The sequence below is a fragment of the Rhodothermales bacterium genome, assembly GCA_013002345.1.
Lineage (GTDB): Bacteria > Bacteroidota > Rhodothermia > Rhodothermales > JABDKH01 > JABDKH01.
On the sequence record JABDKH010000370.1, the window covers coordinates 1 to 3,864 of the forward strand.

General features: G+C 57.9%; 6 protein-coding genes. All 6 read left to right on the plus strand.

Going from position 1 to position 3,864, the window contains the following annotated elements:
- The coding region (locus HKN37_17420; protein NNE48435.1) for a J domain-containing protein at positions 1–715 on the plus strand (715 nt) is incomplete at its 5' end.
- Positions 712–1,050: a MerR family transcriptional regulator gene (locus HKN37_17425; GenBank protein NNE48436.1), complete on the plus strand. Its 339-nt coding sequence runs from the start codon at positions 712–714 to the stop codon at positions 1,048–1,050. The genes HKN37_17420 and HKN37_17425, both read left to right, overlap by 4 nt.
- A gap of 316 nt (positions 1,051–1,366) precedes the next feature.
- The gene (locus HKN37_17430) at positions 1,367–1,783 is read left to right on the plus strand and encodes an Hsp20/alpha crystallin family protein (protein ID NNE48437.1); all 417 of its coding nucleotides are present in this window, start codon (positions 1,367–1,369) and stop codon (positions 1,781–1,783) included.
- Positions 1,784–1,946: 163 nt separating this feature from the next.
- Entirely contained in the window at positions 1,947–2,270 is a 324-nt protein-coding gene (locus HKN37_17435) for a cytochrome c (protein ID NNE48438.1), read from the plus strand.
- Positions 2,271–2,577: 307 nt separating this feature from the next.
- Positions 2,578–3,704, plus strand: a protein-coding gene (locus tag HKN37_17440; GenBank protein ID NNE48439.1) for an IS3 family transposase whose coding sequence is annotated in 2 segments (ribosomal slippage) — positions 2,578–2,842 and positions 2,842–3,704 — 1,128 coding nt in all. Because the reading frame shifts where the segments join, the coding sequence is not laid out codon by codon here.
- Position 3,705: 1 nt separating this feature from the next.
- A partial coding sequence (locus tag HKN37_17445; protein NNE48440.1) for a GntR family transcriptional regulator occupies positions 3,706–3,864 on the plus strand: 159 nt, incomplete at its 3' end.

Sequence of the window (3,864 nt, forward strand, 5' to 3'; positions counted from 1 at the left end):
ATACTACCACCACTATGCTTCACAGGACGGGGGCGAACGTTACGACGGTGGGTTTGGCCGACAGGGGTTCGGCCCAGGCGACGGCGCCGGACAAGAAGAGGACCTCTCCGATCTCTTCTCCGACCTCTTCGGAACACGCCAGCGAAGTGGTGGTGGCGCCTATCAGGAGTTTCATGCCCGAGGTCCCGACCTACGCTACCAGCTTCCAGTCGACTTTCTTGAAGCCGTGCGTGGCTCAAAGAAATCCGTGACCATGCCCGATGGCAAGCATATTGAGATTACGATCCCCGCGGGGGTCAAAGACGGTCAAACGCTCCGGCTGCGTGGGAAAGGCGCACCGGGATACGGAAAAGGGTCGGCGGGTGATGCGCTTGTCACGATTGCGGTTTCTCCCCATCCGGTCTTCACGCGCGACGGTGATGACATCGAAATTGAGCTGCCCATTACAGTCGATGAGGCCGTCCTTGGTGCCCAAGTGGATGTCCCCACCATCTTGGGGTCCGTTTCGATGACGATCCCGCCGGGGGCTTCTTCGGGCCAGCGCCTCAGGCTCAAAGGCAGAGGCATCAAGCGTGGGAAGACAACGGGAGATCAGACTGTCCACCTCAAGGTCGTGCTCCCGAAGAAAATCGACGACACCGTGCGCGGCCTTGCGGAGCAATGGCGCGAAGCCAGCACTTTTGATCCACGCGCGGACATCAGGAGGAAGACATGAGCCTTGACGAACGAACCGTCGTCGCCCGGATCGAACGGCTTACCCTGCGCGAACTTCGCCTGTGGACTCGCGAAGGCTGGGTCCGACCAACACAAAGCCCGCGCGGCCCGATCTTCGATGACATCGACGTGGCCCGACTTCGCCTTCTATGTGACCTGCGTAAGGAGATGGCATTGCCGACAGACGTGATGCCGACGGTGCTCACGCTCATCGACCAACTGCACAGCACGAGGCGCGACCTGCGCCGTTTGACGCAGGCACTGGACGAACAACCTGCAGAAGTGCGCCATGCCATCATCGCCTCGGTCCGCCGCCGTACCGAGAATGGGGGCTGACGCAAAGGGGGGCCTCGAGGTTTGGCTCCTGGCACACCTTACCCGTCTGCGAGATGAGTGAGACCCGAAGTTGGCCCCGAGCAACCGGAAGCGGGACAGGCCGACCAAGGTCTCCACCGAAAGACCCGCAGGCCCCGACAAGCGGAAGAAACGAAAATAATCACGCTGGGAACATAGCGGAGCGAGAAAAAGCAGTGCGGTGAAGATATGCGGCGCAGGAGCGAAATCGCGCGCCGCCTTTGAGATATGTCAAGGACCCCGGCCGATTGAGGTCGCAGATTTGTGCGCAACAGGTATCGATGAGAAGGACAATATCATGGTTGAATCAAGTCAATCCAGCAGTCTCTGGCCGCATCTCTATGAGCCCTTCAGCCGTATGGGCTCAAAGCTCCGGGACTGGCTGGCCCCCGCGTCAGACGCTTCGTCGAACGATAATGTCTACCGGATAAACGTGGAGCTTCCCGGGGTCTCGGAGGAGGATATCGAGTTGAGCGCCGAAAGCGGCATGCTGACGGTATCCGGAGAGAAGATGGAGGAAACCGAGGAAAAGGGAGAGACCTGGTACTTCTCCGAACGTCAGTACGGTGCATTTCGCCGTTCCTTTCGCATGCCCGAAGACGCCGATGTCAACAAGACCGAAGCGCATATGAAAGATGGTGTGCTCACCATCACCGTCCCGCGCCGGTCAAGCGAGGAAGGCCGTGGAAAGAAGATAGCCGTGAAGAAAGGATAGTTGCAGGCGTCAGGGCGGCGGGGCTGATGTTGTTCAGGCACGGTCCGGGCCGGGACGTCCACGGAATCCGATCTGCAGTGCCCTGACCAGTGCCACCCGGGACTGACAAAGGGCTATGCGGCTAAACTGCTTCTCTTTGATCTTTGAATTGGGGACCCAGATAATGCCAAGTATTCCAAGACTTACCGTGCAGACCGTTATTTTCTGCGCCCTCCTCGGTTCAGGGGCGATAGCAGAAATCGGTGACATCGAAATGGGACGAACGATTGCAGACGAATACTGCTCGCGGTGTCACAACATCGAACCCAACGGCCCCTTCAAACAAGACCCCCCAAGCTTCGCCGCTATCGCGAAATACCGGTCTGCCCAGCAGGTGAAGCGCCGGATCATCCGACCCATTCACGAGGAAATGCCCCGCTATCTTGAGTACATGATTGGCGGCAATATCGACGACATGGTTGCCTACATCATGTCGTTGGACGACTGACGAACTGCTGTCTTTCTTGGGCTTGTAGTGGCCAGGGGCGGCGCTTTGCATAGGCCTGCCAATTGGATTGTTCCCCTTTCATAGATGGCAAGTCGGGGCGTCCGTCTGTCAACGATGCCCTGAATAGGGTTGAGGCCGACCAGGAAACCTCCCTGAACAGCTTGGCCCGAAGGCCGGGAAGGCGTTAGAAGTGAGAGGCTTTCAAGCGCCATATTCATTACCGCAACTCATTGAGTAATGGAATAGCCCCCTGAAAGTGGTCCACCCACATGGGATAGGAATATCCTGATTTTAGGAGGACCAGAGAATGGCTGGAAAACGAGAGAAGCCTGAAGATATCGTAACGAAGCTGCGCCAGATTGAAGTGTTGCAGAGCCAAGGCATGGCCATCGCGGATGCAGTTCGGCAGGTTGGGACGACGCAACAGACCTATTATCGATGGCGCAAATTGTATGGTGGAATGGGGCGGGCGCAGTTGAAGCGTCTCAAAGAGCTGGAGAAAGAGAACCAGCATCTGAGGCGCGCTGTTTCTGACCTGACGCTGGACAAGTTGATCCTGACCGAGGCTGCACGGGGAAACTACTGAGCCCTTCGCGTCGCCGTCGGTGCATCGATCATGTGCGGCAGACGCTTGGCGTATCTGAGCGCCGCGCCTGCCGCACATTGGGACAGCATCGCTCCACTCAACGCAAGGTTCCAACAGGCCGATCTGATGAAGAACTGCTGACTGAGGATATCATCGAGCTTGCCCGCAAATACGGGCGCTACGGATATCGCATGGTCACGGGGCTGCTCAACAACTCGGGCTGGTATGTAAACCACAAGCGGGTTGAGCGCATCTGGCGACGTGAGGGGCTGAAGGTTCCACAGAAACAGGCAAAGAAGGGCCGTCTCTGGCTGAATGATGGCTCGTGCGTCCGGCTGCGGCCTGAACGTCCGAACCATGTCTGGTCTTACGACTTCGTCCATGACCGCACCCACGACGGTCGCGCTTATCGCACGCTCAATATCATTGACGAATACACCAAGGAGGCACTGATGATCCGTGTCGATCGCAAGCTCAATTCCATCGACGTGGTAGACGCTCTGACAGACCTGTTCATCCTGCGCGGACCGCCTGAGTTCATAAGGTCTGACAACGGCCCCGAGTTTATCGCCCAGAAGGTCAGGGACTGGATCGGAGCTGTCGGTGCGAAGACCGCATACATCGAGCCGGGATCACCCTGGGAGAACGGCTATTGTGAGAGCTTCAACGCCAGATTCCGCGATGAGTTGCTCAACGGCGAAATCTTCTACTCGCTCAGAGAAGCCCAGATCCTGATCGAACGATGGCGCGTCCACTACAATACCGTCAGGCCGCACAGCGCATTGGGGTACCGACCGCCAGCGCCAGAAAGCTCCATCCCGATGGACCAGAGGCCGATCATGCACTAACATTTTAATTGGACCACCCGATGGGGGCTCTCCAGAGGTCGCGCGCTGTTTTGGCGTCTCTCGCCAACCCGTCCGCAACGCTTTCACAAAGCTCGGTAGCGAAGATCTCCTTCTCATCCGTCCGCAAAAGGCCACCGAAGTGCGCGGCTTTTCGATGGAA